At 50.0% G+C, this 26,684-nt stretch carries 25 protein-coding genes; 9 read left to right on the forward strand and 16 right to left on the reverse strand.

Annotated features, from left to right (window positions below; translation table 11 throughout):
• Positions 1 to 13: 13 nt before the first annotated feature.
• Together NOC_RS07145 and NOC_RS07150 are read left to right on the forward strand one after the other, a co-directional pair.
• On the forward strand, positions 14 to 1,486 hold the full coding sequence (locus NOC_RS07145; protein ID WP_342341970.1) for an ATP-binding protein: 1,473 nt from the start codon (positions 14 to 16) through the stop codon (positions 1,484 to 1,486).
• Complete coding sequence (locus tag NOC_RS07150) at positions 1,483 to 1,773, forward strand: hypothetical protein (RefSeq protein WP_002811557.1); 291 nt, start codon at positions 1,483 to 1,485, stop codon at positions 1,771 to 1,773. Before NOC_RS07145 ends, NOC_RS07150 begins: the two co-directional genes overlap by 4 nt.
• A gap of 357 nt (positions 1,774 to 2,130) precedes the next feature.
• On the opposite strand, the gene pepN is transcribed toward NOC_RS07150, so the two are convergent.
• The 8 genes from pepN to NOC_RS07190 form a co-directional block, all read right to left on the reverse strand.
• A complete protein-coding gene (gene pepN, locus NOC_RS07155) occupies positions 2,131 to 4,782 on the reverse strand; it encodes an aminopeptidase N (protein ID WP_002811744.1) in 2,652 nt (883 codons plus the stop codon).
• A gap of 505 nt (positions 4,783 to 5,287) precedes the next feature.
• Positions 5,288 to 6,358: a 2-aminoethylphosphonate aminotransferase gene (locus tag NOC_RS07160; protein WP_002811554.1), complete on the reverse strand. Its 1,071-nt coding sequence runs from the start codon at positions 6,356 to 6,358 to the stop codon at positions 5,288 to 5,290.
• Complete coding sequence (aepY, locus tag NOC_RS07165; protein ID WP_002808795.1) at positions 6,355 to 7,509, reverse strand: phosphonopyruvate decarboxylase; 1,155 nt, start codon at positions 7,507 to 7,509, stop codon at positions 6,355 to 6,357. The genes NOC_RS07160 and aepY overlap by 4 nt, the downstream gene beginning before the upstream one ends.
• A gap of 10 nt (positions 7,510 to 7,519) precedes the next feature.
• On the reverse strand, positions 7,520 to 9,190 hold the full coding sequence (gene aepX / locus NOC_RS07170) for a phosphoenolpyruvate mutase (protein WP_002810069.1): 1,671 nt from the start codon (positions 9,188 to 9,190) through the stop codon (positions 7,520 to 7,522).
• 33 nt (positions 9,191 to 9,223) lie between these two features.
• Positions 9,224 to 9,994, reverse strand: coding sequence for an NTP transferase domain-containing protein (locus tag NOC_RS07175; protein WP_011330620.1), 771 nt, complete (start codon positions 9,992 to 9,994; stop codon positions 9,224 to 9,226).
• Positions 9,995 to 10,015: 21 nt separating this feature from the next.
• Positions 10,016 to 10,786, reverse strand: coding sequence for a purine phosphorylase (locus NOC_RS07180; RefSeq protein WP_147094477.1), 771 nt, complete (start codon positions 10,784 to 10,786; stop codon positions 10,016 to 10,018).
• Positions 10,780 to 12,759: a squalene--hopene cyclase gene (gene shc / locus NOC_RS07185; protein ID WP_002810759.1), complete on the reverse strand. Its 1,980-nt coding sequence runs from the start codon at positions 12,757 to 12,759 to the stop codon at positions 10,780 to 10,782. Before shc ends, NOC_RS07180 begins: the two co-directional genes overlap by 7 nt.
• 36 nt (positions 12,760 to 12,795) lie before the next feature.
• Complete coding sequence (locus tag NOC_RS07190; RefSeq protein ID WP_002809669.1) at positions 12,796 to 13,896, reverse strand: phytoene/squalene synthase family protein; 1,101 nt, start codon at positions 13,894 to 13,896, stop codon at positions 12,796 to 12,798.
• 291 nt (positions 13,897 to 14,187) lie between these two features.
• On the opposite strand from NOC_RS07190, the gene NOC_RS07200 reads away from it, so the two are divergent.
• Positions 14,188 to 15,096 carry a hypothetical protein gene (locus NOC_RS07200; protein ID WP_002810906.1) on the forward strand — a complete coding sequence of 303 codons (909 nt, stop codon included), beginning with the start codon at positions 14,188 to 14,190 and terminating at the stop codon, positions 15,094 to 15,096.
• A gap of 109 nt (positions 15,097 to 15,205) precedes the next feature.
• On the opposite strand, the gene NOC_RS07205 is transcribed toward NOC_RS07200, so the two are convergent.
• The 4 genes from NOC_RS07205 to NOC_RS07220 form a co-directional block, all read right to left on the reverse strand.
• Positions 15,206 to 15,778: a peroxiredoxin gene (locus NOC_RS07205; RefSeq protein ID WP_002809619.1), complete on the reverse strand. Its 573-nt coding sequence runs from the start codon at positions 15,776 to 15,778 to the stop codon at positions 15,206 to 15,208.
• 346 nt (positions 15,779 to 16,124) lie between these two features.
• Complete coding sequence (locus NOC_RS07210; RefSeq protein WP_147094478.1) at positions 16,125 to 16,688, reverse strand: Slp family lipoprotein; 564 nt, start codon at positions 16,686 to 16,688, stop codon at positions 16,125 to 16,127.
• Positions 16,689 to 16,880: 192 nt separating this feature from the next.
• A complete protein-coding gene (locus NOC_RS07215; RefSeq protein ID WP_002810300.1) occupies positions 16,881 to 17,741 on the reverse strand; it encodes a sterol desaturase family protein in 861 nt (286 codons plus the stop codon).
• A gap of 164 nt (positions 17,742 to 17,905) precedes the next feature.
• Entirely contained in the window at positions 17,906 to 18,640 is a 735-nt protein-coding gene (locus tag NOC_RS07220; RefSeq protein WP_002808742.1) for a PEP-CTERM/exosortase system-associated acyltransferase, read from the reverse strand.
• Positions 18,641 to 19,559: 919 nt separating this feature from the next.
• Here NOC_RS07220 and NOC_RS07225 point away from each other — a divergent pair.
• From NOC_RS07225 to NOC_RS07245, 5 genes are all read left to right on the forward strand, one after another.
• Entirely contained in the window at positions 19,560 to 21,008 is a 1,449-nt protein-coding gene (locus NOC_RS07225) for an ATPase domain-containing protein (RefSeq protein ID WP_011330625.1), read from the forward strand.
• A 15-nt stretch (positions 21,009 to 21,023) separates the two neighbouring features.
• A complete protein-coding gene (locus NOC_RS07230) occupies positions 21,024 to 21,389 on the forward strand; it encodes a response regulator (RefSeq protein ID WP_244860104.1) in 366 nt (121 codons plus the stop codon).
• A gap of 54 nt (positions 21,390 to 21,443) precedes the next feature.
• Positions 21,444 to 23,198, forward strand: a complete 1,755-nt coding sequence (locus NOC_RS07235) for a putative bifunctional diguanylate cyclase/phosphodiesterase (RefSeq protein ID WP_011330626.1) — start codon at positions 21,444 to 21,446, stop codon at positions 23,196 to 23,198.
• Positions 23,199 to 23,308: 110 nt separating this feature from the next.
• Positions 23,309 to 23,620: an IS630 transposase-related protein gene (locus NOC_RS07240; RefSeq protein WP_011330627.1), complete on the forward strand. Its 312-nt coding sequence runs from the start codon at positions 23,309 to 23,311 to the stop codon at positions 23,618 to 23,620.
• Between the two features lie 13 nt (positions 23,621 to 23,633).
• Complete coding sequence (locus NOC_RS07245) at positions 23,634 to 24,158, forward strand: IS630 family transposase (RefSeq protein ID WP_002809806.1); 525 nt, start codon at positions 23,634 to 23,636, stop codon at positions 24,156 to 24,158.
• 86 nt (positions 24,159 to 24,244) lie between these two features.
• Here the strand turns inward: NOC_RS07245 and NOC_RS07250 are convergent, their stop codons facing one another.
• Together NOC_RS07250 and NOC_RS17345 are read right to left on the reverse strand one after the other, a co-directional pair.
• The gene (locus tag NOC_RS07250; protein WP_244860155.1) at positions 24,245 to 24,619 is read right to left on the reverse strand and encodes a hypothetical protein; all 375 of its coding nucleotides are present in this window, start codon (positions 24,617 to 24,619) and stop codon (positions 24,245 to 24,247) included.
• Positions 24,550 to 25,023 (reverse strand): PEP-CTERM/exosortase system-associated acyltransferase, encoded by a 474-nt coding sequence (locus tag NOC_RS17345; RefSeq protein WP_011330628.1) that lies wholly within the window; start codon positions 25,021 to 25,023, stop codon positions 24,550 to 24,552. The genes NOC_RS07250 and NOC_RS17345 overlap by 70 nt, the downstream gene beginning before the upstream one ends.
• Before the next feature lie 112 nt (positions 25,024 to 25,135).
• Here NOC_RS17345 and NOC_RS16805 point away from each other — a divergent pair, with 112 nt between their 5' ends.
• Complete coding sequence (locus NOC_RS16805; RefSeq protein WP_002811695.1) at positions 25,136 to 25,444, forward strand: transposase; 309 nt, start codon at positions 25,136 to 25,138, stop codon at positions 25,442 to 25,444.
• 77 nt (positions 25,445 to 25,521) lie between these two features.
• On the opposite strand, the gene NOC_RS07260 is transcribed toward NOC_RS16805, so the two are convergent.
• Together NOC_RS07260 and NOC_RS16420 are read right to left on the reverse strand one after the other, a co-directional pair.
• Positions 25,522 to 26,112 carry an HdeD family acid-resistance protein gene (locus tag NOC_RS07260; RefSeq protein ID WP_002810302.1) on the reverse strand — a complete coding sequence of 197 codons (591 nt, stop codon included), beginning with the start codon at positions 26,110 to 26,112 and terminating at the stop codon, positions 25,522 to 25,524.
• A 231-nt stretch (positions 26,113 to 26,343) separates the two neighbouring features.
• Positions 26,344 to 26,565 (reverse strand): hypothetical protein, encoded by a 222-nt coding sequence (locus tag NOC_RS16420; protein ID WP_002811131.1) that lies wholly within the window; start codon positions 26,563 to 26,565, stop codon positions 26,344 to 26,346.
• Positions 26,566 to 26,684 lie beyond the last annotated feature (119 nt).

Consider the following 26,684-nt stretch of genomic DNA (forward strand, 5'->3'; position numbering starts at 1 on the left):
CCTTTTTAAGCGTCTGGGACGAACCGACAGTCTGCGTAAATGCCTGGATAATGTCACCCACCCGGAATTTCGTTTCGGGGTCCTCTCTGGGGAGTCCGGCTGTGGCAAAACCTCTTTCCTTCAGGCCGGGCTCTGGCCCGGTCTGGAAAGCCGGGGCTTTCGTTGCCTCTACGTCAAATTAACCGAGCGCAACCCTCTTGCGGTCATTCGGCAGGCGTTGGCGCAACAGACAGAGATCCCACAAGCCCCGGTGAATGAGCTGGATGTCCCTGCCATTCTCGAGGCGGCCGCCGGCGGTGAGCCGGCGTCCTCCGACAATAAGGGGGTCGTGCTGGTGCTTGATCAATTCGAGCAGTTTTTTGTCCACCAGCGCTACAAAGCCGACCGCCAACCGTTTCTGGAGGCTTTGGCCGCTTGGTACGGCCAATCCGGGCATCCCGTCCGGCTCCTGATCAGCATCTGCAAAGATTATGTGGGCCACCTGTATGAACTTCAGGAAGCCATGGGCTATTCGCTCGGCCCGAATGAAAGCTTCTATCTGGAGAAGTTCGAACCCCGGGAAGCCGCCAGCGTGTTGCGGGTGATGGCGAAAACCGAAGCTTTGGGGTTCGATGAAGAGTTTGCGCAAGAGCTCACCGCCCAGGAACTGGCCAGCCCCCGGGATGGATTGGTTTCCCCGGTCGATCTGCAAATTCTGACCTGGATGATCAAGGCCCAAAAAGGGGCCGAGCGAAAAGCCTTCGATCGTTCCACCTACCAAAAGCTCGGCGGGATCGAACAGCTGCTGGAGCGCTTCCTGCAACAGGTGCTCCAGGCGCGGGAAACCGAGGCGCGCCGACAGGCGGCGGTCAAGGTATTGCTGGCCTTGGTGGATCTGGAAAGCAGCACCCGGGCGGGAGTCCTGACGCTGAGCGATCTTCAATGCAAGCTTTCCGGGTTATTGAGGGCTGAAGAGGCCAAGGAAGCCGTGCACTGGTTGTCGCGGGGGGACATCCGGCTGGTCACGGCCAGACACCAGAAAAAGGAGCCGGGCTATGAACTGGCCCATGAACGTCTTATTCCCGCCTTGCGCCGACTGGCCGGCAAGACCTTGTCCGAGGCCGACAAAGCCAACCAACTCTTGGACCGGCGGGTCAACGAATGGATGGGGAATCAGCGCGCCGCGCGCTATCTGCTGCGTTGGCGGGAATTGAGGCTCATTCAAAAACAACACCCCTATTTGGTGTGGGGGAGCAAGCGAGCGCAAAAGGAAGTCTTGATTGCAAAGAGCCGACAGCGTCGAAACGGGGGGTTGGCAGCGGCCGGGATGATGGCGGTTATTGCCGTCTCCCTCACAACCCTTTATTACAGCGACCGAGGACAGATCTGGTTGATGGAGCGGGACTTGCGCCTCCTGGCGCAACAAACCAGAGACCCGGCACTGCTGAAAAAGAGCGCCCTGGCTTTTTTCGCCAGCAATCATGTTCAAAGGCTTTGGAGGTGGTGAAGCGTATTCGAAACCCGCAGGACAAAGCTCGTGCTTTGCAGGCGTTGGCCGAGGTGGCGCTGAAACTTGAGCAACCCGAGCAGGCCATAGCGCTGCTGGCGGAGCTGGCCAAAGCGGCCACCGGGATTGAGCGTTCCAAGTACAAAGCCGAAAGCTGGCGGCTGGCCCGTGAAATGGCGGATATGATTACGTCAGTTGATGGGCGTATTCAGGCGTTCTCCCAAATTCTTATGATTTGGGCGGAAAAAGAAGCTTTGCCTGCTGCTAAGAAAAAAGCGGCTTCTTAAAGTAAAGCCCTGATGTTGAGTCCCCGGTTTAACTGAAATTTGCATACCTCCATGTCTTTAAATGATCAGTCATTGACTCAACCAGCTCCCTACTTCGGTAGGAGACGTTACTCGCGAATTCTGGCTGACGAGCTTATGTTACCTCAGCCGGTAAAAATAGGCACTTCGGGCTGCATTCCCAGCTCCGAACACTGCTGCGCCAGGGGGTTAAACAGCACGGGTCGGGATAACGGGCAGTGCTCCCTCAAGGGATTGACCCGCAAGGGTGGGAGAAACCGGGAGATAACCGAGCGAGGGAACCTTAACTTGCGTAAGCGGTGGCTCGTAAGAGCAGGCGAAAGCCAACCCCACTTTCCGCTAGCCCAGGGCCTTTGTGGTAATCTCATAAACGTCTTTAGAAATCCGGGGTGAGTTAACGATGTGTTCTAATTGCTCCTTCATTATTATTTGCCGGTTTTGATCATAACGCCGCCAGAGATTAAAAGTGCTGGCTAAACGGGCCGCAATTTGCGGGTTAAGCGGATCGAGTTTAAGAATATAATCCCGAAGAAAACGGTAACCTTCACCGCTGGGATCATGAAAGCGAACTGGATTTCCCTGGCAGAAAGCGCCAATAAGGGCGCGGACTTTGTTAGGGTTAGTTAGCTTAAAAGCAGGATGCTGGGTGAGTTTTTTAACGATAGTAAGTGTATCCTGGCGCCGCGAGAGGGCTTGGAGAGAAAGCCATTTATCCATGACTAAAGAGTCGTTTTTCCATTGGTTATAAAAAGCTTGGAGAGCGATTTTTCTCTCAGAACTTTCGGTATCCGCGAGGCTAGAGAGAGCAGCAATGACATCGGTCATATTGTCGGACTCGTTAAATTGCTGAAGGCAGCGGCTTTTAATGTCTGGCCCATCCAGCGTCATGAGATATTCAAGGCAGATATTGCGCAGCTTACGCCGGCCTATCTCTTCAGGAGAGGAGTGATAGGGACTAGTACCGGCTAGAGATTCGTAAGTGGTGGTAAAAGTACTGTGCAGGGCTTCAGCAAGGCCGCGCTGAAGGAAACGGCGCGCTTTATAAGCGGCCTCTGGATCGATGACTGTCATAAATTCAGCCAGATAATGCTCAGAGGGTAATGTTAGAATTTGAGCCACAAAGGCTTGGTCTGATTCGTCGCCCGCTAGGATTTTTTCAATCGTATTGGTAAAGGCAGGATCTAAAATAAGCGGCTTTCCTTGCTGGTGATCTTCCACCAGTCCCAGAAGAATTTTGATGGCCAGTTGTTGGCCTGCTTCCCAGCGATTGAAATGATCCTTGTCATGGACAAGAAGAAAACAGTATTCCTCATTGCTAAGGCCCAGATAAAGTTTGACTGGCGCTGAAAAACCACGTAATAGGGACGGCACCGGTTTACAAGGAATATCTTGAAAAACAAAGGTTTCTTCTGCTTGACGTAATTCGAGAACCCGGGTACCAGTAATTGCTTCCGCCTCTCCGGCAAGGCGTAGGGGCAGATCCCTTCCTTCCGCATCGAGCAAGCCGATAGCCAGGGGAATATGAAAAGGCGCCTTATGGGGTTGCTCCGGCGTAGGGGGACAGGTCTGTTTTACCTTAAGGGTGTAAGTAGACATTTCGGGATCATAAATGCGGCTAATCCGTAGTTCTGGCGTTCCCGCCTGACTATACCAAAGGCGGAACTGCGAAAAGTCAGTATTATTAGCGTCTTCCAAAGCTTGGACAAAATCGTCAGTGGTGACGGCCTGACCGTCGTGGCGTTTAAAATAAAGATCGGTCCCCTTGCGGAAGCCTTCTGTACCTAATAGACGGTAAAGCATGCGCACAACCTCGGCACCCTTCTCATATATGGTTAGGGTATAGAAGTTATTGATTTCCACGTAGGACTCCGGTCGTATGGGATGGGCCATGGGCCCAGCATCTTCACGGAATTGATAGCTACGCAAGTGGTTGACAACTTGGATTCGCTTGACCGCGGATGAGCCCTGGTCAGCGCTGAATTGCTGATCGCGAAAGACCGTAAAGCCTTCTTTGAGGCTTAACTGGAACCAGTCCCGGCAAGTGACTCGGTTACCTGACCAATTATGAAAGTACTCATGGGCGATCACCGCCTCGATATTTTCATAATCCGTGTCGGTAGCCGTTTCCGGTTTAGCCAGTACATATTTGGAATTGAAGATATTAAGACCTTTATTTTCCATAGCGCCCATGTTGAAATCATCCACGGCAACGATCATGTAGATATCCAGATCGTATTCCCGGCCATAGACCTGCTCATCCCATGCCATGGCCCGTTTGAGGGAGGCCATGGCATGGTCACATTGATCCTGGTTATGAGGTTGCACATACATATGCAGTTGGATCTTACGGCCCGATAGAGTGATAAATTCATCCTCGATGCGGGCTAAATCGCTGGCCACCAAAGCAAATAAATAGGAGGGTTTGGGAAAAGGATCTTGCCATTTAGCAAAGTGGCGGCCAGTATCCCATTTGCCTTGAGCGATCAAGTTGCCATTGGAAAGCAGTATTGGGTATTTTTTCTCATCCGCCACAATGGTGGTGGTGTAACGGGCCATCACATCGGGACGATCGAGGAAATAGGTAATACGGCGGAATCCCTCTGCTTCGCATTGAGTACAGAAATTGCCACTCGAAGTATATAGTCCGGAGAGGGTGGTATTATCCTGAGGGTAAATGCGAGTCTCGATTTCCAGGGTAAAGCAATCCGGGACTTGGAGGAGGGTAAGCGATTCCGAGTCTTGATAATAATTCTTTTTACTTAAAACTTGGCCGTCCTGTTTAATTGAAAGTAATTCTAGCTCTTCACCATTCAGGACAAGGGAGGGGGAATCGGCCTTTGAGTGGCGGGAGAGTGCGAGCCGGGAATGGACCGTTGTGTGTTTTTCTCCGAGTTCAAAGTGCAGATCAATGGTTTCAATATAATAGTCAGGCGCTTGGTAGTTCTTTAAATAAATAGTTGGAGGGGCTTTGGAGGGCTTAGTCTCTAGCATGAATTTTTCTCCTAAGCTTGTTCATAAAGAAGCAGTTATACTGCTGGACATAAGAAAGAAGGGGCAAGATAAAAAATCTTGGAGCAAGAGCGAATGGAAGTTATATCTAGTTTCTCTAAAATACCCCCTCTCCTGGACTTAATATCTGGATGTGCATGGTAGGCGCAAAGCCTAGAAGCTGAACAGCTTGGGGCTCTTAACTGTTTAATTAAATCTATGATTTTCTCTGAAAATATCAGCTTTTGCCGCATCCTTGACATGCCTAAATCCTCGCGTTTATCAATGGCTTCGTGCTCTTGAGCACCGTCCCGACAGGCTACGGCGAGACGTTAAATGCGCGCAAGAGTCATATAAGACCACGGTTTTAAAGCCGGGCAATGGCAGAGACGGCGCGAACGAACCTATGAGATTTTCATAGATTCTTAGTAGCGGTATGCTCCTATTCCCTCCCAAGGCGAAGGGATAAAATAAGTATTTTCGCCTAGGTTAGAGAGGTTAAATAAAGTTACGTTAAGATATCTTTAACCGCAGCGAGAAATCGTTGCATGTCTTGTGCGGAAATGGCACCCATGGTGGATACCCGGAAAATTTTGGCTACTAATCCTCCTTGCCCAGCGTAGATGATGAAACCTTGCTGTTTGAGTTCATCGTGTAATGTTTCATAGCCAATATCTGACGGCAAATGATAGGATCGCAGGACGCAAGACGACGATCCAGGGGGTAACAATGGTTTGATACCCATTTGCCTGAGTCCATCGGCAACTAAATCAGCTAAGTGGCGATAGTGTTCTCCTCGGGCCTGCCAACCGCCAGCGTCGGTCAATTCATGCAAGGCTTCCGATAGAGCATAAAAACATTGGATGGCCGGCGTGAAGGGGGTATTTCGCCGATCCTGCTCTTGGCAGTAGGTTGCTAAATTTAGATATAGGCTGCGGCAGGGAGGAGGTGTGGGCAAGCTATCCCGGCGTATTATGACAAACGCGGCACCTGGCGCGCCGTGCAAACATTTATTAGCGGTAGCCGCTAAAGCACTGATTTCCCATTCTTCGAAGGCCAGAGCCTCAGCACCAAAGCTGCTGACGCCATCGGTTAGCAATTGGGCATTGTACCGGCGACAAAGTGCGCCAATTGCCGCCAGATCATTGAGTCGTCCGGTAGTGGTTTCGTGATGGACGGCAGCCACGTGGGTAATATCCGTCTCCTCCGCGAGCATTTGCTCTAGTTGCGGGATATCAATTTCGGCCCCCCAGCTATGGCGCAGGGCGGTATGAGGGATGCCATGAATCTGAGCAATTTTAGCGAGCCGCTCTCCATAGACCCCGTTTTCAATAACTAACAGTTTTCCTCGATCCGGAACCAGGCTGCTTATCATGGCTTCCATGGCGGCGGTGCCGGAGCCACTTAGCAGTACGGCCGCCCAACGCCCAGGATCAAGATCATAGATAGCCAACAGCCGCTCCCGGATCTGGTCTTGCAAATCGGCAAACTCTGTTTCCCGGTGGCAGAGATCGGGCTGCAGTAAAGCTGCTCGGACTCGTTCACTAAGATTAACCGGACCTGGATTGAGTAAAATCATGGAATCCTCTTTAAGTGGGCCATTAACCGGGCTTTAATCTCCGGTGGAGTTAAGGGGGGACGGGGCAGATCCGCGGGAGCGCCCGGGCGTATTTTAAGCTGGGCAAAACGGGGACCGTTAGAATCTGGAGCCGTAAACAACTCATCCAGTAAGGATGGGGTGTTTCCTTCCAGGGACAAGGAGTAACCGCAGGCCTTCGCCACCTGGGCAAAGGAGAAATTGTTGGAAACCGTCGCCTGGGCTCCTGTGGAATCATGAACTTCATTGTCCAGAAGAACATGGATTAAATTAGGGCCGCCGTAGGTACCCACCGTTGCCAAATTGCCCATACGCATCAAGGCGGCGCCATCACCATCAATGACCACCACCCGTAAATCTGGACGGGCCAGGGAGAGCCCTAGGCCCAATGAGGAGGCACAGCCCATGGAGCCCACCATATAAATCTGATTAGGGCGATCCTCAAGGGCGCATAATTCCCGGCCAGTGTAGCCTGTGGTGGCAATGACCACGGTATTTTTTTCCGGCGTTCGGGAAAGCAGATCAGCTAAAGCCTCGGAGCGGGAGCAGAGAGAACCGGCCTGGTAATAGCGATGTAATTCGTTATTTTGATGGGTAGCGCGCTTGAGAATTTTACTGCCACTTGCCCCATAGGGGGCCACGGAATTCTTGCGCATAATAAAGGCGTAAGGACGTTCAGCCTGTTGCATGTATTGGTGGGCCCGTTCCAAGGCTGAGTGGATTTGCTTGCTTTCCAAGGGAAAATACTCCCAGGGAATTTCCATGGCTTCCAGCAGTGAGCCGGTAATTTGGCCCATGAGTTCATGCTGGGGTTCATCTCGAAGCGTTGGGTCTCCTCTCAGGGTAATGATGAGAAGTATCGGGATGTGAAAGGTATGGGTCAGGGAGGTCAGTGGATTAACGGCGTTACCGAGACCAGAATTCTGCATCATAGCAATAGCTGGTTGCCCACCTAAATAGGCGCCCGCAGCCAGAGCAACGGCATCACCTTCATTAGCCGAGGAAACATACGTTAAATCGTTGCGCTCGATAACATAGTTAATAAAAGGAGTGAGGAAGGAGCAGGGAACGCCTCCGTAACAGCCAAACCCGCCTTCGCGAGCACTGTCGATAAACTCATGGGCTTCTATCATGGGAATCCTATTATTGATGACCGTGGGCAAAGTCGCCGGCGCGGGTTAGATCCTCCATGTCATTTACATCCAGCCAATGGCCGTTAATGTAGAGAACCTTAATTGGGTGGCCGTTGGCGACCAGATGATTGAATAAATCGGGCATTGCAAGTTGGGAAAAATTCTCTTGTTGCCGTAATGCTTGGAGGGCATCGAGCAGCCATTGGCGTCCTTCACCCGCGACTCGGGCCATGCCGATCCAGCGACCGTGGGGCTGTTTACTGAGCTGCTTTTTTTGCGTTTCAATACGAAGGAGGTCTACATCCTGGCGGAACAAGGAACGGTCATCCGGCTGGGAGCAGAAAGCCACATCCCGGATATCATCCTTCATGCCAGGAGAAAGGGCAGAATCCACAACGACAACAATGTTTCCTGGCACGTGGCGCAAATCATTTAGGATATAGCTGCGGAACAGCAGGTCGCCATAGGTGATGATGGTATCCTCGGATAAGCTCTCAAGGGCACAGGCAAGGGAAGATAACTCACTGCTATGGCCGTAATCTGGGTTATGAATGAGGGAAATAGCCTTGACATCAATGGCTTCTGGTTTATAACCAGTCACTACCGTGATGCGATTAACGTGCTGTCGTTTAAATTCGTCTACTAGGCGGCGTAGCAGTGGGATGCCGGCCACCGGCAGCATGACTTTGGGACGATCCTGAGTCAGGCTTTCTAGTCCTTTGCCCCGGGTAGCCCCCAGCACAATCGCTCCCGTCTCGGCCTCTGGGGAAGCGCCGTAACGGCGTTCAGCAGCCAGTAATTCCTCGGCCCCTTGGAGGCGGAAAATTTCACTGACCGGTGCAACCTGATCCTCGATGTTAACTAGGGTTTGCGTATCATGGATTTCCCGCGCCACTTGAGCCATTGCGGCCGCAGCGGCCCGAATTAAATGATTAGCCCAAATGACGGTGCTGATGCCCGCCTTGCGGAATACTTCGGTGGGCGTACTGTAGTATTTAGTGGGGACAATAATGAGTGGTGCCCGGTTTCCCCATTCTCTGGCGAAGGCTAGGATCTCATCGGCTTGGGAAAGTTTACTGTGGATTAATATGGCATCCGCCCCAGCCCGATGGTAAGCTTCTGCGCGGCGTAAGGCTTCATCCAGCCCCCAGCCCGCGATTAAAGCCTCGACTCGTGCCACGATGGAGAAATCGGGATCACTTTGAGAATCTTTCCCAGCCTTGATCTTGCCGCAAAATTCGTCCACTTCAGCTAAAGGCTGGCGTTCACCGCCAATAAAACTGTTAGTTTTAGGGAAAACTTTATCTTCGATACAAACGCCGGCAATTTCCCGCTGCTCTAGCTTTCTCACTAGCCGGCGCAAGTTATTAAAATTTCCATATCCCGTATCGCCATCCAGGAGAATGGGAATAGTGGTGGTGTCGGACATAAACTCTAGCATATCCACTATTTGGGTCCAGCTAGCCTCGTTATTGTCTCTGACTCCAAACTGGGAAGAAATTGCCAGACCACTGGCCCAAACTCCCTTAAATCCGGCTTCTTCGGCAATCCGGGCGCTAAGGCCATTGTGGGCTTCTAGCAGAAATTCTGTGGGTTCGGATTTCAGTAAAGCCCGTAATTGGGCAAACTTTGAAGGCCGACGTTTAAAAGTTCCAGCCGTGGGTAAGGGTACAGTGCTCATATATCAGGGTTAATATTTTTAGTGTTAAAAATTTTAAATTTTAGCTCTTGGCACGGGTGAATCTAGGAACCGCAATTGGGGCAAAATGAGATTTTTAGCCTGCTGAATATCCCCTGGAAAGTCAATTTCTATCCAGGGTAATCCAGTGATATCCTCGATCCCAAAGCGCTCTGGCGTTGCTAGCAGCAGATCCCGCAGGGCCTCTTCATGGGGCGCTTCTTGGCGTGATTGATCGATATAGTTTTGACACCTATCAGCGAGCCGGGAGGCCATTGCTTCCGAGAAACGAAAGAAGCCCACCGACTCGCCTATGGTATCGTAGTGCAGTCCTGCTGGAATCTGTTTACGAAATTCCACCAGAAGCCCCTCCCGAAGGCAGAGCTTGACCGGCTCCTCGCCAGGTTCGAAGTCGCGGTCAAGCAGAAAGCAATTCCTGTGGGGGGATTGCAGGAGGCGTTGCCCTAGGCGGTAGTCATAGAGCACATCCGCATCCATCAATAGAACCTCTCCCCCGGCACGGAGTTGATCCCGCAAGGACCAGAGGCTGACGATGCTGCCCGCATTAAAATCAGCATTATATACGGTTTGAGGGCGAGGAAGGAATGCCAACCTATCGAGCGCCTGTTCTACCTGTTCGGCCTGATACCCGGTTGCAATGGCAACATTTTGAACCCCTAATTGGGAAAGGATGAGGAGATGGCGCTCAAGTAGACTGCGGCCGTCGAACTCCAGCAGGCATTTGGGTTGGTTGTGGTGATTGGTAAGGCGTTTACCGCGACCGGCGGCTAGGATAAGGGCACGCATGGCTTGCTGATATCCCCTCATTTATGGGATTAGGAGGGTAGGGCTTATTCTTGCCGTTACCGCCCGTAAAGTGGTCCTTGCAGCCTGAAAGTGTCTTGCAAGCTGCCATAAATCAAGCGCTTCCCAGGGCCGCTTAAGCAGGTTTGCCAGCAAGGCGAATAGCTGTAATTGTCCCTGACTATTCAGGGCCTTTAGGGCTGATGGGGGCAAGGCAGTTGGAGCCGGATCGGCTATCGCCCGGATCACCAGAAATGGGACGCCGGCGCTGGCTGCCGCTTTGCCCACAGCCGCACTTTCCATATCCACCGCCACACAGCCTGTTTGTCGATAAAGACGAGTTTTTTCCTCTGGCGAGGAGAGGATAGTTTCTGTGTGTTGGAGGGGAGCATTGGATAAGGGTAATTTTCCTTCCAATTGCTCTAAGAGAGATTGCAGCCAATAGGGATCAGTGCCGTATTGCTCTCCACTGAGGAGGCGTACCTGCTCTGGCAGAAGTAAAACTCCTGACTCCAGGTGAGGCGCCAGGCCGCCAGCGACTCCCCAGCTAATTAAGGCTTTAGCACCTGCTGATAATAGGTCTTCGGCAGCCCGGCGGGCCCGTTCAGGGCCGATACCGGAAAGCTGCAAATGAAGTGAGTCCGCCAAAGCAATCTTATCGCCGGGGCGCAGCCGCTGTTTGGCGAGGCAGCCGCCTTCCGCTGGTAAGGCGGCCACCACGCCGGTCCCCATGAACGATAAGGGCAGCGCTGCAGTCGTTTGGCGGGCTGCTTTGCTAGCGTTTGTGATCAACACTGCCGATTAAGATGGTTGCGATAGCGGGCGAGGGCCCATAGGGGGAAAAACTTATCATAACCATGGTATTTAAGGTAAAACACGCGGGGAAAGCCGGGAGCATTAAAGGCTGGATGGTCCCACAGCCCATCTTCTTGCTGGATCTGCAGGAGATAGGCAATGCCTTTTTTAACGGCCTCGCTATTGGCTTCCCCTACGGCCATGAGGGCAAGCAGGGCCCAGGCGGTATGAACAGGCGTGCTTTCCTGATAGCGGCCAGCAAGAGAAGAATCGAAATAAGAATAGTTGTCTTCACCCCAGCCCCCATCTAAACGCTGAACTTGTTTTAGCCACTCAACGGCCTTCCGAATAAATCCTTCTTGGGGGTCGATGTTTGCCTGTTCCAAGGCGGTCAGGGCTGACCAGGTCCCATAAATATAATTGGTGCCCCAACGACCAAACCAGGAGCCATTAGGCTCTTGCTCCCGGCGCAGATAATCTAGGGCGCGCTGCAGAGTTTCCGCATATTGGGGTTTATTTAAACGGCCTAGCAATACGATGCAGCGAGCAGTAACATCCGCAGTGGGAGGATCGAGCAGCGCCCCATGATCGGCAAAGGGGATTTCATTTAGATAATAATGCGTATTATCTGATTCGAAAGCAGCAAATCCTCCATTGCGAGATTGCATTCCGCAGAGCCAATCGCAGGCTCGCCCTATAGCTTCCCCGTAGCGCTCCGGGGTTGCGGCTTGATCCATGCTCCAAGCTACGAGGGCCGTATCGTCGAGATCAGGATAGTAGCTATTGTTATACTGAAAAGCCCAGCCTCCCCCTTTAAGGTTAGGGTGTTGTACTTGCCAATCTCCAGACTGTTCCAGGATTTGCCGCTCCTTGAGCCAATCGAGGGCGCGGATGACTGGCGCTGTGGTATGTCCGCCCTCGGTTTCCTGGAGGGCCAGAGCGGCTAAACCCGTATCCCAAATTGGGGATAGGCAGGGTTGGCAGGAAGCGGAGTTCTTCTCTTCTATCACCAGATTCTGAAGTGCCTTTTTAGCCTGAACCCGCCAAGGATGATCCGGGCTATAACCTAGCAAAATCAAGGATTCGTGGGCATTGACCATGGCGGGAAAAATACCTCCGAGACCATCCTCCCCATTTAAGCGCTCGGTAAACCAGGTTTCTGCTTTTTTGAGGGCGCGGCGCCTGAGCATCGAGGGAATTAATGGCTCCAACAAACGGGCCGTGCGTTCCACCGAAAGCAAAATTTTGTTGAGGCGGGAGCGTACCGGAAAATAGTGCCGTTCCTGCTCTGGTGGAACAGTGAATAACTCTTGGATATGCACATTCCGGGGATTTTGGGCCTGCGCCTTAAGGCTGTAAAGAATAGCCAGAGGAACCATAACTGTCCGCGACCAATAGGAGACTTTGCTCAAATGGAAGGGAAACCAACGGGGCAGAAGCATGATTTCCACGGGAATAAAAGGAACTCCACGCCAGGGAATCTGGCTAAACATGGCCAAGGCAAGGCGGGTGAAAACGTTAGCGCGGGCACCGCCGCCCTGGGCGAGAATGGCCTCGCGGGCCCGGCGCATGTGGGGCGCATTGGGATCATCCCCGACCAATTTTAGGGCGTAGTAGACTTTCACTGAACAGCTAATGTCCAAATCGCCCCCTTCGTACAGGGGCCAGCCCCCATGGCTGGCTTGCTTAGCACGCAAGCGAGCGGCGAGTTTACGCTCGATTTCAGGTTCCAGCTCGCCCGTGAAGTGGGTCCAGAGAATATACTCAGCAGGGATGGTGCAATCTGCTTCCAGCATAAAGCACCAATGACCATCCGCTTGCTGGAGTTTGAGTAAAGCATCCCGGGCAGCGGTGATGGCCCCACTGATCTCTCTAGGGTGGGTATCTTGGCCTGAAGTTTCAGTTGCTGGTGAAGCGGCGGCAATACCTATGGCGCCAGCCGATTCCGGAGCTTGTCGAAGTGCGCGGGTCATAATGTGATCCCCTTGGGTTTATTAATTCCATGAAGCCTATTTCTCTGGCGACGCTTGCGGCATAGATGTTTGTTTACTGTCGTTGCTATTTACCTTTAGTGGTATAAAAGGTACACCTTTTGACGCAAGATTAAACAGGAATGTTAATACCTTATCGTGATTTGCTGCAATACTTGTTAAGAGTATTGTTGTTTTTACGCTACGGCGGGAGATCTTGACTTGCCAGCTAGCCGAAAAATTCCGACGCCGATGAAGTTTGCGCAATGTCAGCATGGCAAGGCCAATAGCCCATAGACAAAAACGCCGGATACCTCCTTCTTCCGGGGGAATGAGTAGGGTATAGGTTAAGGCGTTGCGGAGATGGGCATGGGTGACGCCAATGAGGTGTTGGAGACCATCGCCAAAGGCAGATTGATAGTGGCCGGGCTCAAGGTTATCCAAATTAAAGCCTGCTTGTTCGAAGACGGTGCGCGGCAGCCAGCAAATCCGCCTTTTTCTATCGTCCCAGATGTCCTTGAGGATGTTGGTCATCTGCAAACCCTGGCCAAAAGAGACCATGAGATTGCGTAGAGCTTCACGGTTGCGGTTGATCCCAGGAGAGTAATCACAGAAAAGTTCCGTCAGCATTTCGCCGACGACGCCGGCGACAAAGTAGCAATATTGGTCCATGGCCTCCATATCGGCTAGGCCTCGTAAGCTGGCGGTATTCTGAAAGCGAGGCATACCGTCGCACATAATGCATACACAGCGTTCCAAGGCAGCTCGTTGGCGGGGGTTGAAGCTGTAAGTGATCCGGAGAATCCGTGGCGCATTTTGAATAAGTTCCCGTTCGGCAGCTAGGGTATGCTCCGATAGGAGAGGGTATAGGGAGCAGGCAAAAGATTCAGCCGAGGTTTGCCCCGCGACTACGGTAACGAAAAGGTTGGAAAAGTATTTTTTCTGGGCGATGCTGAGGGTGGGTTCATCCTCAATGGTATCGGCTATGCGGCACAGGAGATAGCCATTGGCTACCACCTCTTGCAAGGGGGGAGGGAGTTGGGGAATAGTGAGGGCAAAGGTACGGGAGACGCCAGGAAGAATATAATCCTGGTAGTTTTTATCAGCTGAATCGTAACTAGTATGATAAGAGCCCATCATTATTTACAAGGAGGCGCTATTATTTTCCTGGTTGTTAAGGACGTGTTGAGAAATGTGGTTACGTGTTCCGAAGCTTAATATTACCGGAATGGCAAGGGTAAGTCTCCATGGAGGGTATAATTTTAAGGAAAAAGTATTTATTTTTTCTTCTGGAGCTTGCCAGAGATATTATACGATGCTTTTTCTCAACGATGATATGCGGTTGAAAGGGCGTAGAAGCATTAAAGTGCGAGGGATAGCGCGCAATCCCGGTATGCTGGAGGGTGTTAGCTTGATGGAGGCGATGATTGGATGACTGCCATTAGGAAGCACCGCCGAAACCCGAATGGCGGCGAGCCAGAAAGATCTGTTGGAGGGGCGGGAGCGGATAAGCGGGTTCCCTTAAAAAAGCTGGCTTTAACTATACTGCTTCTAGGCTTGGTGGTTTTAGCCTGGTTGGGTACCCTCAGCCAGTACGGGGAGGATTATATTGACCGGGTTTTTACGCAGGCACTGACTACATTTGCGGTAGCACGGGCCTTGAATGGGGTGATTTCCGTGGCCCAGGGCACCAAATTGGCTGTTGAACCGGCAGGCGTGGGAGCGAATTTTGCGCTGGGAGAAGTGCTCGATCCTATCAATGACCTTATCGAGCGTTTTTCCTGGGTCATGCTGGCCAGCACCACTGCTTTGGGTCTACAAAAGCTGTTGCTGGAGATGGCAGGTTGGTGGGGAATACGCATTTTTCTACTTGGCTCAGCACTATTGTTTATGGCCTGCCTGTGGTGGCCGGCCCGTATTTATTGGCAGTTCTCTCCCTGGGTAAAGCAATTATTACTGATGGCTTTACTCCTTAATTTCGCTGTGCCCACGGTGGCTTTTCTTAGCGGCCAGGTGTTTGAAGATTTTATCAGGGAGAAACAGCAAGTCTCAATGAGAGCTCTAGAGCGGGAGAGTCAGGAGTTCAAGCGGATTGAAGAATCGTTGCCGTCTGAGGAAGACCGGATAAAGGAGCAGACCTGGCAGGAGAAATTATCCCAGCTAATGGGAGGAATGCGGAAATCTTTGGATTTCGAGGCAGAGATTCAACGGTTAAAGGTAAAATCGGAAGAGATTGCCGAGCATGTGATTGCTTTGATTGTGGTTTTTGTTTTACAGACGATTATTCTTCCCTTACTGCTAATCTGGTTATTACTGCGGGCTATCAGAATCATCCAGTGAGCTGGGTACAAACCAATCCTGCCTCCGGAGCACAAAGATCCTTTGGTGCTGGAGCAAGCTTCTTTAGGCGAGCTAGGGGAGGGAATCCCCCCCGCTCAATAGCGAAAGTTCAGCCGACAAATGCGCGCCGTGGCTCCGATACTTCCGTTGGCTCCTCTCCCTTGAGGGCAGCTAGCATGGTATCGGCATCGGAAACCTGGAAGGGATCAGTGGGGCAGTTATCGGAAAAGTCAGGTTCCACGAATAATTCTTCAATCTTTCCATCATCTACCAGCATGGAGTAACGCCAGGCACGCATGCCAAAGCCAAGGTTGCTCTTATCTACCAGCATCCCCATCTTGCGGGTAAACTCGCCATTGCCATCGGGCAACATTTTGACTTTCTTCGCTTCCATATGGCGGCTCCATTGGAACATGACAAAGGCATCGTTCACCGAGATACAATAAATTTCATCTATCCCCATGGCCTTGAATTCATCATAAAGTTCCTCATAACGGGGTAGATGGTTGGATGAGCAAGTTGGCGTGAAGGCCCCGGGCAAGGAGAAAACAATCACCTTCTTGCCGGCAAAAATTTCCTTGCTGGTGATATCCTGCCAGCGATAAGGATTGGAGCCTTCAAGGGATTCATCTCTGACCCGGGTTTTAAAGGTGGCGTCAGGAACATATTCTATTCTGTGCATGTTCTACTCTCCTTAGATGCGCCATGCTTGAATAAACCACCCCGATGCCTTTTAGGCGCAATAGCGACGGCATCCAGGTGAATGAGTGATAATTGCAAGGTTTTCTTTTAAGACGGTTTAAATATCTTAATTAACCATAGCTCATGAGATGCTTTCCAGCAAATTTTAGATGAGAAGCAGGGAAGGCGCAGCGTTGCTTTTCCCCAAGTTACGCTATTTAGCAAGACATAGTTCCGTTCATGAACCGACTCAGCGTCTCTGCCATCCGCTATTTCAATCAAAAAATAGACTATTGGGTAATTAAAAAGTTGGCAATTAGCTAGGACGAAATGGCCGCTTGGGGCTCCTACCACCAAAATCCATAGGGCCAACCATAATAGCCATAAAAATTTCCATAATATGGGTAAGGTCCGTAGAACCAAGGATTGTATCGTTCATAGCTATAATAGTCGGAGCGAGGTTTCCATAGGTAGGATGAATCCACCGTAATAACTGGGAATTGGTAAGGAAATTCGCCGATGGAGTGGGTCTCTATGCCACTCACGGTACCAAAGATTGTCAGATCCTGTTTTACGCTGTAGATAGCTGGATCAAGAAATCCTTTAAATTTAGCAATGAAGCGTCCCTCGCTCTGACTATAATCCTTGGGCCGCCCCTCGCTATCAAGTTGATGGGAGATTACCTCAATAGAGGTTTCGGATTTACCATTCTGAATGGCGGTAATGGTGCCACCCCATCGCACCTGGGTTTCCATATAATGGCTTACATCGGCACGGACTTCCGCTACGCTTGGATTTTCCGGGGGAGGGATGCGGATGACCACCGGTACTTGGCTTGCGCAGCCGACCCCCCATAGCCCCACGAAGACTATTCCTATTTTCCAGTTTAGAAGCATCTTTCGAATCAACATGATCTGCACTCAAGACTATAAAAATAGTCTACTTTGTATAAAAATAGACTATTTATGGGATCCAATACATAGTTGGATGAGCGGAAGACGCTTTGCCCAAGCAGACAAAATGCTTCTGAAGGGCCTGTACTCGATAATTTAAAGTGGTCGCCGCCGAAAGGAAAGCCCTTCGCTGGACGGCTCCATTAGATATTAATCCCTATTAGGCCATTGGCGGCGATTGATGGCATAGTCGGTTATTCGGCCAATGAAGGGCAACCGCAGCATTCCCGGCAGCCAGGCGCAGTGGCAGAGATTGCGAAAAGTATGGATGCCAATGTCCATAGTCTTATGGCCTGCGCGGGGTTGATCGCGGTAGGTGCCGAGCAGCCGATCCCACCAAGGCAGGTTGAAGCCAAAGTTGGAATTGGTCTCATCGTCTTCCACGGAATGATGTACGCGGTGCATATCAGGGGTCACCAAAAACCTGCGTAGTATTTTATCCAACGGGATAGGGAGATATACATTACTATGATTGAACATGGAAGTGGCATTCAGCAGAATTTCGAAGATGATGACCGCTACCACAGGCGGCCCTAGTACCGCAATGGCGGTAAATTTGATCCCCATAGACAGCACTATTTCCAGGGGATGGAAACGGATCCCAGTGGTGAGATCAAAGTCGAGATCGGCATGGTGGACCCGGTGGAGTCGCCACAGAGCGGGTACGGCATGGAACATGACATGCTGAAGCCAAATAGCAAAGTCCAGTATTAGCACCGAAAGGGCAACAGCCCACCAGAGGGGAAGTGGATAGATATTGAAAAGACCCCAATTGTGTTCGGAAGCGAACACCGCCATACCTACCGCAGCGGCGGGGAAAAGCCACCGTAAAAGGAGAGTATTAAAGAATACCAGGGCGAGGTTGTTCAGCCACCGCACCGGTTTGGATACGGAGAGCTTGCGCCGGGGGGCGGCGAGTTCCCATAGTGCCATGAGGCCGAAAATGCCAAGAAAAAATCCCAAGCGAAGGGGTATCTCCTGGGAGAGGATAAACTCACTCAAATTCGCCATCCCGTTGTGGTATTCGCTTCATTATAAATCACCCTGGGCATAAGCCGTGGTTTAGAGGCATCTTTGTGGTGGAGCTCTCAGCACGCGCCAAGAGGTCATATAGTTTTGCTTCATAAAGGTTTAAAGGGATAATTGCGGCTGTAATGGTTTTGCAACAGTGAAGCCTATTGGCCATAGCGCCCATCATCCGTTATCAATTCCCACACATCGGGACGTTCCAGTTTAACCTGGGATAACATCGGGGCGAGTTCCGCGTAGCAGGGTTGGCGCCAGCCATGGTACTCAATAAGAGGCCCTGAATTTATAAAATGGATACCTACTCGCTTCAGCATACGCAACAGCGCTGGCTCCATTACCGCGCTCCAATGGGTAACGCCATATTTGTAACTATTACCCACTAAGGCTTGGATCAGCCCCAAGCATAGATGGGGTATCTTTCTTCCCTGTTCCCTTGCTTGCGCTTCATGCCACTCGGTGCTAACTCCACTTGGAGAGCTGGCTTCACCAAGGCGCCGTCTAAAATTTTTAGACACGGCAAACCGGGATACCTCCGCTAACGTAGAACGCGGCAGTAAATTAAGGTCGTTCAGCAGAGGTTCCCGGCACAGCTGGTTGATAGGGAGCGCTAACGCTGGATTATCCTCGGAGGGGAGAACCAATCTCACCGTGCCCGCAGTAAGGCTTGTCTGCCGGTGTACTAACAAACTGTGGATGGAACAGTCATCAAATGGGTCCTTTTCTAACCCATCAGGGTGATGAGATGAGTCTTCAAATGGATTTTCCACGCAATATACTTGAAAACGGAGCCGATAGACTTCGGCGAGTTGCTCTGGCGCTTCATCGACTTGCGGATAAATTTCAAAGTATTTTTTGTAAATCTCGGCGAGTGATTCAGTCATTTTTTTCTCCTGGAAACCTTATCCCTTATGGTATTGGCACCTAATTTCATAGGGTTTAATAAACTTTAAATGAAGCCTAAGATCAAGTGAGGCATACATAGTGCCAATTTTCATATCGGTTTAGAGATGGCGGCAAAGAATACTTCCCATGGATACCCGCCAAGATCGCCAATTTCACGACGCTTTATCGTCAATAGATTGACGATAAAGCGTCGTAAATCCGACAACTACTTCTGCCCAAAGATTTAAAGAATCATTTCTCCTAATCTTTTATCCTAGCGACTTGCGCTTCTTCCCCACGTACGGTTGCTTATCAGCGCAGAGAAATGATTAAGCAGCGTCAAATCAATGCGGTTTTTACGCTAGATGTTTAGCCATTATTCTTCCCAGCATGAGCCCCATTCCATAAAATGGTATTTTATTTGTATGTTATATCCTTTAAAGGACCAAAGTAAGTAAAAAACGTGGCTTATAGCTGCTCCTCGTTTTCCTGTTATCTAAAGAGAACGATATGATTGCTTGGTATTGGTCGATTATCATCCTCTGGATGGGGTTATTGATAGGTATCTGCATAATATCCCTCTTTATCCACGGAGAAGATGACAAATGAAAACTATTTCTGTACGGTCTTCATAATGTTTGGAGAGATTATTACCACGCCTACCAAACATCAGGGCCGATTCGCGAAAGGGAGAAGCAGCATTTTACTTACTGTTATTTACTGGCTAAGCAAATAAACTCCACAACCGAATGTCATTTCCCTTCTACTCACCTACGGACTCGGTAGGGGGCAAAAGCATAAAGCGGTAGAAGGCACGGAGAGGCGAACGCAAAGCGTTTCTTTCAGCGGGTGCTAATTAGATTCCGTTTGAGAGCAGAATAGGATTATTTAAAATTGCAATGTAATCAGGAGGAAATAATGAGTGGAACCTCTGAACGCGTATCCACTGGGCTTGAGGCGTTGGACCATATCCTCTCCGGAGGTCTTATTAAACAGTCGGCTTACTTGGTGCGCGGGGGGCCAGGCCAAGGAAAAACAACCCTGGGTCTGCACTTTCTTGCTGCTGCGGATGGCCAGAGCTCCCCGCTCTTTATTGGCTTTCAAGAACCAGAAGAACAACTCCGAGTCAATGCCGAATCGGTAGGTATTGACATATCCAATTTTCGTTTCCTGAGTTTGACCCCTGAGGAGCATTTTTTTACCGAACAACAAAGCTATGATGTTTTCGCTGCCGCTGACGTAGAGCAAGAACCCCTTGCAAAATCCGTCATGGAAACGGTAGAACGAGCTATTCCTACCCATGTTTTTGTTGATTCCATGACCCAGCTACGTTTTCTTTCGGCAGATGTTTATCAGTACCGTAAACAAGTCTTATCCTTTTTACGCTATTTCCGAGAGCGAGGCGCCACCATCTTATTTACCTCGGAGCTTAGTGCGGAGCTCCCCGATGAGGATCTTCAATTTATTGCTGATGGGGTCATCACCTTGGATACCGCGCCTAATGGTTCTTTTTTACAAGTATCTAAGTTTCGCGGCTCCAACTTTTTACGGGGCCCGCATCAGATGCGGGTGGGCAATCGGGGTTTGGAAATCTTCCCCCGTCCCTTACCCCCCAAAGCAAATCTTGGCGAGGACGAGCGTTGGCGTTGGAGTACCGGGATTGAAAAGTTGGATAAGATTCTGGGTGGCGGCCTCGAAGCTGGAACAATTTCGCTCATTACTGGCCCCTCCGGCACTGGTAAATCTACCCTCGCCTCACTTTTCGTGGCCCAGGCCGCGGCCCAAGGACGGAAAGCGGCAATCTATCTCTTTGAGGAGGAAATAGATGCCCTCCTTCATCGCGCTTCTTCCTTAAGTATTGATCTAAAGAACCCCCTGAGAGAGGGACAAATAAAATTGGAGCAGGTTGAGCCTTTGCGCTATCTCACGGATGAATTCGCAACGTTAGTTAGCCAAGAGGTGGAAGAAGAAGGCGTGGAGCTCATCGTATTGGACAGTATCGCCGGATTTGAGCTCACCCTCGGTGGAGACGAGGAAGCTAAAAGGGCACTTCATGCCTTGGCTAAAAGTTTATCGCGGCGGGGGGCATCGGTATTGCTAGTTAATGAGATCGAAGCACTGACGGGACAGTTTAAAATTTCCGGGAAAGGCATCAGCTACCTCTCAGATAACGTGATATTTTTGCGTTTTATGGAAATTGAAGGCGCACTTAAAAAATCATTAGGCGTGTTGAAAAAAAGACTAAGCGCGTTTGATACGCGGATGTATAGTTATGAGATTGGCCCCACCGCTTTGTTGATTGGCGATCCCGTGGGCAAACAAGGCTGGCAGGGTGTGCTTGACGGTCAACAGGCTGTCCACCCATAAACGAAAGAAGTGCTAGTGCCTGAAATTCTCCTAGTGATACGTAAGCGGGGTAATATTCGGGTACTCCGCCAAGCCTTGGAAGCGCATAAGCTCACTTGTGTGGAAGTAAGTAGTAAAGAAGCGCTTGAAGGGCTACTTGAGAAACCTTTATGCCCTGATTTGGCTCTGGTTGATGTCTCCGGATTCGGGGAATCCATAAAGTCTATGTGCGAGCTGTTACAACAGAAGGAAATACCTTTCATTGTGCTATCTGCTAAAGGGGAACTGAGCCTAAGCAATCAAGCTTTATACCATGGCGCCGCTAGTATTCTGGAAAAACCCATCATCAAACCCTTACTATTAAAACTTATTAGGAGGATGGTCCATGCAGGTGCATGCTAGCCGTCAGTTTATGTTGGCTACTACTTAGTGAGCGATTACCAGGGATTCGCGGTAATGAAAGAACAAAGTAAAGTCACCTGGATAGAGTGGCGCGGTTCACACCCGTCCCAGATGGAAAGCGGGAAAGCACCAGATAAAAACGATCAGTATGGGAAAAATCGGGTAATGTTGCTAGTGAACAGCAGCGGCAACAGAGCCCTCCTGGCTAATCATTTACGTCCCTATTGTCAGCTTGTAGAACCCAACGATCCTTCGCTAAAGCCAGAATCATTTGACCTCGCTATTGTAGATATGGAAGGTTTGCGGCAATGGCAAAAGCAATTGCTAGACGCCAAGCAACGCGAAGAACCCGTATTCCTTCCGGTCGTATTAATCCTTTCCCGCAGCGAATTAAAACGCCGTTTTAAGACTTTTTGGGATCTTATTGATGAGTTTATTCTCTCTCCCATAGAACGGCGAGAGTTTACAGAGCGCGTATCCATGCTCCTTAGAACCCGTCAGCTAGCACTGACTCAGCGCTCACACCTTGCATATCTGGTCAATCATGATCGCCTGACCGGTCTACCCAATCAAACTCTGTTCATGGAACACCTGATAGATTCGGTGCGCGATGCCTCAATTTTAAACAAGCAAGTCTATGTCACTGTGGTCCATATTCCGCTGGCGCGCACCATGAGATCCCTAGGTCATTACGGCTTGGAGCGCGTTGTGGCTAACTGCTCAACACGTCTTAACGCGGTACTGCGGGATGAAGTATTGCTGGCCCGGCTTACTACAGAAGAGTGGGGACTAATTCACAGACCCGGTGAGACGTTAAGCCGGGTTCTCGAGATTTGCAGGCGCATTCAGCTTCTAGCAGACGAGCCTATTCCTGTAAGGGGGGAGCATATCCGTTTAGCCCCACGCATTGGCGTTGGAATCTATCCCGATGACAGCTCTGATGCGAATGGAACGCTCGAATGCGCCATGGCGGCCCTCTCGGAGGATAAAGGACCTGCCCCGGTTTTTTATTCGCGTCGGATTCAACACGAGGCGCTACGATTTATTCGCACTGAATCAAAGCTATACGAAGCCCTGGAAAAAGAGGAATTTGAACTATGGTTCCAACCCCAGGTAAGTTTTGAAACCGAAAAGCCCGTTGGGGTAGAAGCACTGGTGCGGTGGCGCCTTCCCAACGGAGAATTGGCGCCACCGGGTGAATTCTTACCGGTCGCCGCCTCAACCGGACAAATTCTAAGAATTGACCGATGGGTGCTGGAAAAAGCCTGCGCCACAATGAATGCATGGCGTGACGACAATATAGGCTTACAACGCGTTTCAGTGAATGTAACGGTGGAAGATATTGATGCTCCGGATTTCGTGGAATTTATCAAAAGGGCGCTCGATCAATATCAACTACCGCCTCCCTCTTTGGAGTTAGAATTGACCGAAACAACGTTTTTTAAAAGTAGTCCTGCAAATCTTGAAAAACTCAATTTACTTCGCTCTGAAGGTATTAGTGTCGCCGTGGATGATTTTGGCAAGGGTTACTCATCCTTGAATTATCTTCATAAACTGCCCATTACCACGTTAAAGATAGATAAAGAATTTATTGAAAACGCCATTAATAATCCAACCAGTGCTGCAATTGTGGAAACCATTGTATGGCTAGCCAAAAAATTTAAATTGGAGACCGTCGCTGAGGGTATCGAAACTAAAGCACAGGTAGAATTTCTTCGCTCGCTTGGGGTAACCACCGCCCAGGGTTTTTTTTACAGTCAACCTATTCCAGAGGCAGAATTACGAGAATGGATAAAATATTACCGCTAAGGGAGAGTGAACCCTTCACGTTATAAATCCTTGCAGTGGGCAACCTATTTTCTTAAGGCTTACCATGCTATAGTAATTTGCATTAATAAAGTTACATATTATAATGCGGTATGACTTATTCATTAGATATGAGGAATGCTATTATATCGTTTGTTAAAAACGGTGGTAGCAAAACCGAAGCCGCACGCTTATTCAATGTTTCCCGCAATACATTATATAGATGGCTTGGTCTTGATGATTTAGCGCCCAAAAAACATGGTCCTCGCAGCCGGAAGATCGACAAGGGCAAGCTGAAGGAGCATGTTGAAGATTACCCGGACATGTTTGTGCATGAGCGTGCGGAGATATTTGGTGTTCACGCCAGTTCGATTAGCCGTGCGTTGAAGAGATTGCGGATCGTAAAAAAAAGAGCGCGGGTATAAAGAGCGATGCGATATGAAAAGGCTCGCTTTCCTTGAGAAGCTGGAAAGCGAGCATCGGCGATTTGGCTTTAAAAACCTTATCTACATGGATGAAACCGGTTTTGACGCCCATTGTTATCGCGATGCCGGATGGGTTAAGAAGGGGCAGAAAATCCTTGGCCTTGTGACCGGCAAGCGAGAACAGCGCACTCATTTGATGATGGCGCAAAGGCATGCAGCGAAAGGAGGCAAGAGGCAGTGGCTTGCCCCCATGCTTTTTAAAGGCTCATGCAATGCCAAAATCGTTGAAACATGGATTGAACATTTTCTGATGAAAGAGCTTCATGAACCCACCATCGTGGTCATGGACAATGCCTCCTTTCATAACCATGAACGTATCCAGAAAATACTGGCAAAAGATTATCATTATTTGATCCCGCTGCCACCCTACTCGCCAGACCTCAACCCCATAGAACAAACCTTTGGCGCCATGAAAAAAAGAAGACAAAGTATGCCGGATGGAACAACAATCGGCGATCTTATATCGTCCTATTCTTAATACAAAATACTATAAAAGTAAACAACTGCTCCGCAAAACGGAAAATCACGCATTCAGCCCCACATTTCTACGTAAGAAAGTGCTGCTCAAAATCCGCTATGGATGATAATCTCATCCAGCGCCTTGCGCTGTCGCTCACGGGAGCCCCGTTGAGCGTATTTCTCCGGCACCAGGGAGGATTCGCCGACGTAGCCGGTTGCCAGCCCGGTAAAAGGCTCCAGCGAACCGAAGAGGCCGAATACCCGCCGCGCCTTGTCAGGTTCGATGCCGATCATCTGATGGACGCTTAAACCGCGCGCAGTGGCCTCGAAGGTGAGGCAGGCCGATGCGGCGCCTAGGTCGTGGACCGCCGCCTTGTTCTGCTCGCCGTTATGCTCAAATTTGTGCTCGACTAGGCCCAGGGCAAGCACCGGCGCGTTCTTCGCCCACGGCTGATTACCTTCCACAAGTACGCCGAGCACCTGCTCCCAGATCTCCTGGCTACGCTCCCGAACACCGTATTTATAAAATGGATACCTACCCGCTTTAGCATACGCAACAGCGCTGGCTCCATTACCGCGCTCCAATGAGTAACGCCATATTTGTAACTATTACCCACTAAGGCTTGGATCAGCCCCAAGCATAGATGGGGTATCTTTCTTCCCTGTTCCCTTGCTTGCGCTTCATGCCACTCGGCGCTAATACCGCTTGGAGAGCTGGCTTCACCAAGGCGCCGTCTAAAATTTTTAGACACGGCAAACCGGGATACCTCCGCTAACGTAGAACGCGGCAGCAAATTAAGGTCGTTCAGCAGAAGCTCCCGGCACAGCTGGTTGATAGGGAGCGTTAACGCTGGATTATCCTCGGAGGGGAGAACCAATCTCACCGTGCCCGCGGCGTCTAGCCATTGCGCAGCTCCTCTACGGCACTGAAGAGCCCGCTTTAGCGGGTGCTATGATGAAAGACGCTTTGGGCTCAAAACGCTCCCGCGGCGGCTCATGATCCTGCCCGGTGCCAAGCTGCAATGGCAATTTAAAGCCTTTTATCTCTATGGCGCGGTGGAGCCTCTGAGTGGGGAACGTTTCTTTTTGGAATGCTCTCATCACTATAGTCCTGAGCTCAATCCGATCGAACGCCTTTGGCAGCATATGAAAGAGCAGCTCAGTTGGGTGCTCTTTAGCACCCTGGACTCCCTTCAACAGAGCGTCACTGACATCCTCCATGAGCTTACTCCACGAATAATTCGTTCTTTAATCGCTTACCCCTTCATCCTCTCCGCCTTTAAATATTTAGAAAAATGGTATTAGCTAAGTATATTAGCGGCGCCTTTTGGGTCTGTATTTTGCGATCTAGCCCTACTTCATGGCTGCTTTTCGTAGCATCCTTACCTGATTGATTTCGCAGCCAACGCAATCATCACATACGACCAGCCGTGAAAGAGCATTTCAATTGCCACCAGAAGACCTATTACCCACAACGCCGAAACGGGCCATTGAAAAAGGATCATCCCGCCCAGAACTAGCGATACCACCCCGGCAAACACAACCCAACCCCAGCGAACACCGGTGCCCTTTAGATGGAAGCCCATTACAATCCGTAAAACTCCCGTCGCAACGAAAGCACCACCCAGAAGGGCCGTTAACGCTAGCGAACCGGCAATCGGTTCAGTTATTAACATGACACCAGCCGTTATATAGAGCAGCGCAATCAAAATATGCAGCAAGACACTTCTCCACCCCTTACATTTGAATGCCTCAACAATTTGGAAAATCCCGCCTATCGATAGCAGAACGCCGAAGAACAGCACGGTGACAACCGTAAGGGTCACACTCATTCCAAGCGCAATCGTTCCCAATACTATGAACAACATGCCCAAGGCTAATAACCAGCCCCAGTGTTTACCTAGATCTCCGAATACTCTCTCTATTTCGGGAGCCCGTTCCTTGGTAAATGTCTTGCTCGTTATTTCAGTCATTTTTCTCTCCTATCTGTTTAATGAGAAATGGTTAGCACAAAGCTTCCAGATAGCCTTAATGAGTTAGCGTTGATGAGGAACTGAAATAGGATCTCCTTTTATTTTAATAAAAAACACAAGAAGTTTGCCTTCTTTGATATTACTCATATTTTTCATCACCGTATGTATCTCATCAGGGGTTTCATAAAATGTATCCCCGGGATTTAGCACTTTTTCTTTTTTGCCTTTTACCTACATCATGATACTGCCCTCCAGCGCATAAACAAATGTATGTGCGTTATGCTTGTGGGGCGAGTTAGATTCACCTGGTTGAAGTTCAACGGTTAGCATTGCAATTTCCTGGTTATCAGGTAACGGTGGAATGTCTACATTCAATAGCTGAGTTATATCCGCAGCATTTAGATGGGTGTTAATGCCTATAGATAAAAGAATAGTAAGTAGCATTTTATTCATTTTCCCTCCTGTTTAGATGCTTTTCAAAATATAAATTAGCCTCTAACCTAGTATAGGAATTAAATTCCTCTTTAATATAATTATAGAGAAATCTTCTCCATATAACGCTAGTAGAAGGC

The sequence above is a fragment of the Nitrosococcus oceani ATCC 19707 genome, assembly GCF_000012805.1.
GTDB lineage: Bacteria > Pseudomonadota > Gammaproteobacteria > Nitrosococcales > Nitrosococcaceae > Nitrosococcus > Nitrosococcus oceani.